General features: G+C 51.6%; 6 protein-coding genes and 1 pseudogene. 2 read left to right on the top strand and 5 right to left on the bottom strand.

Features of this window, described 5'->3' with window-relative positions; translation table 11 throughout:
- The first annotated feature begins 1,166 nt into the window (after positions 1-1,166).
- Positions 1,167-1,388 carry an ATP-binding protein gene (locus IKE44_RS13905; protein WP_483299812.1) on the top strand — a complete coding sequence of 74 codons (222 nt, stop codon included), beginning with the start codon at positions 1,167-1,169 and terminating at the stop codon, positions 1,386-1,388.
- A 1-nt stretch (position 1,389) separates the two neighbouring features.
- Positions 1,390-1,548, top strand: coding sequence for a P-loop NTPase family protein (locus IKE44_RS13820; protein ID WP_412729454.1), 159 nt, complete (start codon positions 1,390-1,392; stop codon positions 1,546-1,548).
- 730 nt (positions 1,549-2,278) lie between these two features.
- Here IKE44_RS13820 and IKE44_RS13665 read toward each other — a convergent pair.
- The 5 genes and pseudogenes from IKE44_RS13665 to IKE44_RS13685 form a co-directional block, all read right to left on the bottom strand.
- Positions 2,279-2,473 carry a hypothetical protein gene (locus IKE44_RS13665; protein ID WP_049624288.1) on the bottom strand — a complete coding sequence of 65 codons (195 nt, stop codon included), beginning with the start codon at positions 2,471-2,473 and terminating at the stop codon, positions 2,279-2,281.
- A 229-nt stretch (positions 2,474-2,702) separates the two neighbouring features.
- Positions 2,703-3,941 carry a DHH family phosphoesterase gene (locus IKE44_RS13670; RefSeq protein WP_033014133.1) on the bottom strand — a complete coding sequence of 413 codons (1,239 nt, stop codon included), beginning with the start codon at positions 3,939-3,941 and terminating at the stop codon, positions 2,703-2,705.
- Between the two features lie 17 nt (positions 3,942-3,958).
- Positions 3,959-5,869 (bottom strand): vWA domain-containing protein, encoded by a 1,911-nt coding sequence (locus IKE44_RS13675; protein ID WP_064213536.1) that lies wholly within the window; start codon positions 5,867-5,869, stop codon positions 3,959-3,961.
- Between the two features lie 9 nt (positions 5,870-5,878).
- Entirely contained in the window at positions 5,879-6,754 is an 876-nt protein-coding gene (locus tag IKE44_RS13680; RefSeq protein ID WP_049624286.1) for an ATP-binding protein, read from the bottom strand.
- Between the two features lie 123 nt (positions 6,755-6,877).
- Positions 6,878-7,007, bottom strand: a pseudogene (locus tag IKE44_RS13685) (Replication termination protein); the annotation flags it as partial.

The following is a 7,007-nucleotide window of genomic DNA, read 5'->3' on the forward strand; positions in this document are numbered from 1 at the left end:
AATCTTCATCTGAAAGAGCGTGCAAACGTTCCGAAAGAATGTGCAAAATCCGGAACAATCCGCAAAAATTTTGCACATTATTTCCGAATCCGCCTGAAATAATTTGAAAAAGGGATTCTGAAATAATGTGCTAGTTTACATTCAAAAATCAGGAGCGGATTTGGAGATGTGAGATCCTAATTCTCTTCTTGGAAAGGGGGATTTTGTTTATAAAAAACCGTGATTTGACGCGGTTGTGGAAAGAAAAGGGGAATGAAGTTGTTCATAGGGTTAACTGGGTAAGTTATTGTATATCCAGTTAACCTTATGAAACGATAGGTTCCATCAACACCATTTTGTCTGAATCCACAAATACATCCCCCTGCCCCTTTGTGACCTACGGATCCATTTTTCCGTAAGCCCGACCATTGGTAAACAAGGAATCGTATTTCATCCCACATATTCTTTTCTGCAGATCAGCAGGCCCTATTCTCCCTCTTGTGTTCAACATTTGGAAATACCTTATCATTATTCGGCACGATGATTCGTCTCTTTTGTTGGTCCCAATTAGGGACCAACAAGCAGCCATGGTGCTAAACCATTCTGTTCTGAAGTGATCGACGTGGTAACGCATATAGGAAACAAAAAGGAAAAATGAGTAAAAACACAGGAGGATCAGGACAAGGAAAACCGAATGGCTACGATGAATCGATACGCACTTTCGTTACCGTTTGTTTTTTACAAGAAAAAAGTATAGAACATTGCGGTATATAAATTCCATATATAATGTGTTAAAGCAGATGATAAAATCCCAATATAGCTGAATAAAATTCCTCACTTACAATAGAACTATAATGTCAATAAGAGGAGCAATGGTTCATGATCACGAGTTATGACGCATTCCTGAGAAGGGAAAGATCATGAAAGAACGAATACACGAGTATGGTCACCGATTCCATTTGCTTGTCACGGAGGAACGATGATTCTCCATGGTAGAATACGTAGTTACTCTTAATATGCCATATTCGGAGTTTTTGTTCCGCTTATTAGAGGCGGAAATTGTCAAAAGGCAGGAACGATCGATCCAAACGCTCATCAAAGTCCAAACTGCCGTATCGCAAGACGATCCATACGTTTTTACCGCGCAACCTTCGTTGGATGAGTGATGGATTCGAGAACTGCTTACGTTGTCGTGTATTGACCGAAAAGAAAATATCCTTTTTCTCTGCCCACCAAGGATTGGAAAGACACACCTGGTGATTTCGATTGGAATGGAGGCAATAGCAAGAGGATATCAAACGTATTTTGTTACCGCCCGTGATTTGGTCACTCAGTTAAGAAGAGGCGGTCAGAAAGTTGGAGAAAAAGCTTCCTGTCTTTGTGAAGCCAACTGTTCTCATGATCGATGAAATGGGGTACCTAAAACTGGATCCGAACAGCGCTCATTGCTTATTTCTAGTGATCACCCAGCGGTACGAGCATATCCCAACAAAAGCTCTGGGGAATGGGAAGAAATTGTGGGAGACTCGGGCGATGTTAGATCGATTGCTGCGTCATTCCATTACCTAAAGAGGGGAAAGCTATCGATTACAGGAAAAGAGGATCCAAAAAAGAAAAACAAAGGGTTCCATGAGATCTTTCTGGGGAATGTTAAACCGGCGATTTTGGGGAAAATATAATCAACCTTGACAGGTTAACAAGTTCCGGATAATTGATTTTATGGGTACTTGAGGGAAGAAACCCTCAAATTTCGGGGAAATTGATAATTTTACATAATATAAATTATAGGAAGTTATATTCGGTTTTGTCTCAATAAAAAGTAATCTTTTGATAGTGAGACAAAAAACAAAAAAACAACGACATCCGTCATGAATGAGCGCTTTTGCAACATACGCATGCAGCGGACATATTTGGTTGCTGAACTCCCCGCCACCTGGAAATCCGTTATAGTTTGTTATAAAGGAGTGCGCGATGATGAGATGCGGGCTCGTCCATATTTGTTGTGTCATACCAAAAAAATCAAGAGTCGTCGCCAATTTGGTTTTTGCGCCGTTCCTAGTTTGTGCCCGAGCAGTATGTGTTTCACCGCAATCATTTTCCGCATCCGTCTCGCCTTCCTAATCGATTGACAGTGGCTAGGCTTGTCCCTTTCTCCTGCCGAGTTGAATGGCGTGCGGATGCAAATAAAATAAAAACGTGCAGTGTTCCTGAGTGGTTCATGAAACACTGCACGTTACCCGCTGCGTGTCGATTGTCGCAGGAAAGGCATGCTCCCATCCTTTCTTTTTAACTTTCAACGTTATGCAATGTCGGTGTGGCGATAGCGGACGCCTTTATACCGAACGCGAACCGGTATGCCTTTCTCTTGTTTGTACTTGATGAGTAGCCGTCGAGCTTTTGAAAAGGCTTCCATCATCCCAGATGCCGAAATCGCCTCATCCCAGACAGACGTTCTTCCTTGTTCTGTGTAAAAGGAAAAGACGTACTGTTTCACCCTTCTTCACCTCCCTAAGTACTTATTATAATCAGAGACTGTTTTTTCTAAACACAAAAACTGTTACAATTATGTTAACATTTTCTGTGCCGCGGCACTATGAAAAAATGGCTGGCGGAATGGGCCGCCGTGTCACGTAGTATGTTCGTTGTCACCGTCGGAATCAGCCTGCCGCCATGCTGCAAAGCCAGCGATCTCTCCTCTTGTCGCCGCAAAGAAAACCGGCACCTTATTCGATGCCGGTTTGATGTTTGTATTGTTTGACAGCCGACGGATAGTCGGCTTGGATGGCGTCTTTGTCCCGCCCAAGCCGCACACTTAAAAACTCTAGCACAGCGGCGTCGTAGGCGAGCCCTGCAGCAAACTGCCGCTTTAACCATCGCTCGCCCGCGGCTTCATCGGGAAAGGTGCGAGCCTCTCCCCCGTCGGCATACCATGTCCATCCCTGTTCCGTCTGGCGGCTTAACCACCACTGGCCCTGATGATTCGTCCAAAACACGCCTTCTGCCTCTTCCCGCTTGTTCAGTTGGTTTTGTTCCGCATCGCCATAAACAGGCGCAAGCGGGAACGTCTCGATGACAAACAGCGGAAAGGTCGTGTCATCCACAAAACAACCCGATGCCTTCGGGTGGCCGCCGCCGCCAAACTGCTTCGCGAATTCGGCGACGTTGACATTGTCATGGATGGTGCGAAACCCGATATGTTTTGTCCCGAGATTGACTAGGGCGATCAAATCTAGGTGCGGATGCCGTTTGGATAAGGCGTTGCCAAGCTCCGACAGATGGCGTTCAGCGAACACGACGCCGATGCAGTAATCGCCGATCCAGCGCTGAACGAGCTGCTTTTGCTTCTGTCGGATGTAGCGTTGAATTTTCTTTTCTTCCATATCCAGAAGCAACTCTTCCGTCTCCGTCAAGGCGAACGCCTCCCCGGAGGCGAGCCGCTCGCTCATCGTCTCCCAAAAGCCGTCGAGCCCGAGAATGGTGAACAAATCGTTGAGCCGCTTCGCTTGCAAATTCCCATTTTCTTCCCATTCCCACGTGTCGTACTGGCGGACGAGCTCGACAAACGCATCCAACGTTTCGTTAGGCGCCAGTTTTCCTTCGCGGACGAGGTAATCGTAAAAGAGCGAGGTTGCACATGTTTTTTTGCCGTCTTCCCGTTCGGGCGCGACCCATCCCCATGGATAGCTGTTGAAATGAAGCGCGGTCACGTGGTGGTCGATGACTTGCACATGGCCGCCGCGCTTCGCCCGCTCGGCGAGCTGCTGCTCCACCTCCTGGCCGACGGCTAGGTCGGTGATAAACAGCATGGCGCCATTCGCTTCCTCGCTTTGCAAGAACTGGCTGACCCGTTCATCCAAGTTCCGGTACGAGCAAAACGAAATGTTCACCTCGGCAAACGCCAGCTTGGCGAGCAATCCACAGCCGATGCCGTCTAAATCGCTGTCGGTAAATAGTTTGATCATCGATTCCCATCCTTTTGTTACAAGCTTTTTTGCAGCCACGTTTTCAAAAGCGGAAGCAGTCGGTCGGGCAGCTCGCTCACTTGTGGAACGAAAACGCGAAAGCGGCCGTAAATGTTTTCAATCGTCCGCCGCGTCGATTCGTCATCCGCCCCGCGGCCTAAAAAAAGGTTGACAACCTCAATGCCGCGCCGCCGCGCTTCGGCCACCGCTTCATGCGTATCGATAATGCCGTTTTGTTCGTAGCCATAGGCGGCCGGTTCCCCGTCAGAAAAGATGAGCAACACTTTTTGCGTTTCCGGGCGGCGGAGAAGTTGCTCAGTCATCCAGCGGATCGCCAGCCCGTCGCGGTTGTCTTCGTGGGGCTCAAGCTGCATGATCGCCGGGCCGCTTGATGGGTTCAACGACTCGCGGAACGAAACAGCCACTTGCAAGTAATTCGGCTGTCTGGCCGCGGTTGCCTCGTTGGCGTCTTCCCAAAACCCGACGATCTGGTGCGGCACACGCAACGTTTGAAGCACGTTGTGGCAGAGAACGAGCCCCGTTTTCGTTTCATCCATTTTATCGTGCATCGACGCCGAGCAGTCGACAAGCAGGCCGAACGCTGCGTTGAACCGCCGCGCTGGCTCGCCTTTTTTGTAAAACAGGTGAGGCCGCTCGTCGGTGAAAAACGGTATGAGCTGTTTGCGCAGCCGTCCGGCCGGCAAGTTCGTGCGCCACGTGCTGCGTTGGTGTTCGAGCCATTGCTCCATCACGCGCACAAGCCGCTTCCGGTAGGGCGCGGCCGCCGCCTGTTTGCTGCGGTATTCGTCCCGTTCGTCACGACTTGGCGGCGGGGAAGAAAAAACAATGATGGCTGCCTGGCGGTTCGCTTCCCCATATGGAGCACCGCCTCCGGCTAGTCGATGTTCCTGGAATGCGGCTGCCGCCTCGAGGCCGTATTCGTTTCGCTTCGCCGGCCGGGACGTTCCTTGGACAATGGCGAGCGCCTGGTCGCCATCGTCCCCCGGCCTCGCCCCGTCGCCAAGCATGCCAGTGCGGGTGCCGCGTTCCAACTCAAAGCGGAGAAAATTCCCATTCGGACGGCTTGTTTCCCGGTGCCACGTCGACAGCACTTCCTGGTGCGCTTTGCCGTTTGACGGATTTTCCGCTACATCGCGGTTTTCCAACGGATCGACCCGCTTCAAATCGCGAACCGTCACCTTCGGTTCATCGTCCCCGTCATCGACAAATGGAAGCGAGGTGTAAGCGTTCACCATGTCACCGGCAAGCGCCTCTTCCATCAATGCGACGATGGCTAACGCCCAGCGGGCCGTATCCGCGGTGGACATCGCGTCAAACCATTGCGGCCACAGCGCGTCAAGGCGCGCCTGCACCGTTTCATCCGCCATCGGAGCGAGCGGAACGTCATCAAGCGGCGAGTCGGCGGTCAGCCGCAAATACATCGCCGCCAAAAATTGATCGGCGGCGGCGCCGCGGGTTTGGTTTGCCTGCCATTGCTGGGTGAAGTAGCGACGGTAAAGGCGGCGGCGCGTGCGAAACCAACGTTTCACCCCGGGCCGTTCCCGCTCGCAGAGGGCCTCAACACGAAGATCCTCAGCCAACGAAAACAGCTGTTTCGCCAGTTTCGGCCATGGGTGCGCTTCGGCTGCTTGCCGAAATGCGCGGACCGCCGCTAGGTCCGTATGCCGCCGCGTGCCGATGACGCGCAAGGCGACATCGCTTTTCATCGCCGTTTCTTTCTCCTTTGGCGGATACACATCCCAAAACTGACTGACGTACACCGTTGGCTTAACCGGATGCATCCCGGAATGGGCGGCGAACTCGACCGTCATGTCAGGACGGCGGGCGAGCGTTCGGGCGAGATCGGCGAGCTGCATCACCAAAAACGGATCGATCGGCCGATCGTTGAACATCATAAACCGTTCCATGGCCGCCTCCTACTCGTCAAACCATGTTTCCGCGATATTGCGCACCGCCGCCCGCTCCCGTTCATCGTCGAGCTTGTCAATGATGCTTCGTTCAATGGCGCGCAGCGGCGGGATATGCACCGCCAGATCGCACGCATCGAGCAAGGCGCGTACGGAAGCCACTTCTTCTGCCACTTGCCCGTTTCGCACCTGCGCCAGAAAGTCGGCTGACAAGGCGACGAAACGGTTGATCAACGCATCGTCTGTTAATGTAGTTTGTGCCATGATGACCGATTTTAACGTCTCCCCCTGCACATATGGGACATCGATGACGACGAAGCGGTTTTTTAACGCTTCATTGAGCGGCACGGTGCCGATATAACCTTCGTTGATCGCCGCAATGACGCCAAACGTCGGCTTCGCCTCGACGACCTCGCCAGTGAGCGGATTGGTGAGGCGGCGCCGATAGTCAAGCACGCTGTTTAAGATTGGCAGCGTCTCAGGTTTGGCCATATTGATTTCATCAATGTATAGCAAATGCCCCTTCTCCATCGCCCGGATGACCGGACCGGGCACATATTCGATCACCGCTTGGCCGTCGCGGTGCACGATCGTTTTAAACCCAAGCAGCGCCTCGGCATCAAGGTCCACAGAGCAGTTGATGCTGTGCATCGGCTGCCCGAACAAGGCGGACAACGTTTCCGCTAGCCGCGTTTTCCCCGATCCGGTTGGACCTTTTAACAGTACGTTTTTTCCAAGCGCCAGGGCGATGGCCGCATCGTGCACGATCGCTTCGTCTTCCGCCGTATACCCGCCGGAGCCGATCAGCGCGTGATCTGGATCATGGCGGAATAACGCTTTTCGTGTTTCCATTTCCCTTATGACAACCTGTGGCCATGCCAACATCCTACGTCTTCCTCTCTGTTGTCGTGTCCTTCTCCCATTCTACTAAATCGTTCGGTGGGATGCAAAACAAACAGAATTAACCATAAAAATGTTATGTAAATACATACAAAAAAAGAGGCGCCCTCAACTGAAGTTGTCCTCAATCGCCTTGCGAATGAGCGCCGCACACCGGTCCAGCTCCGCTTTCAGTTGGCGTTTGTACAATTTCGCCTTTTCCTGCCCCCCTTCCGCGAAGCGGTAGTACACAACTTCT

The sequence above is a fragment of the Geobacillus sp. genome, assembly GCF_017515625.1.
Classification (GTDB): domain Bacteria; phylum Bacillota; class Bacilli; order Bacillales; family Anoxybacillaceae; genus Geobacillus; species Geobacillus stearothermophilus.

Bases quoted from the DNA above. Each gene is read 5' to 3' on its own strand.
- IKE44_RS13820 (WP_412729454.1), top strand. From the start codon at position 1,390: ATGGGGTACCTAAAACTGGATCCGAACAGCGCTCATTGCTTATTTCTA.
- IKE44_RS13670 (WP_033014133.1), bottom strand. From the start codon at position 3,941: ATGATCAAACTATTTACCGACAGCGATTTAGACGGCATCGGCTGTGGA.
- IKE44_RS13675 (WP_064213536.1), bottom strand. From the start codon at position 5,869: ATGGAACGGTTTATGATGTTCAACGATCGGCCGATCGATCCGTTTTTG.
- IKE44_RS13680 (WP_049624286.1), bottom strand. From the start codon at position 6,754: ATGTTGGCATGGCCACAGGTTGTCATAAGGGAAATGGAAACACGAAAA.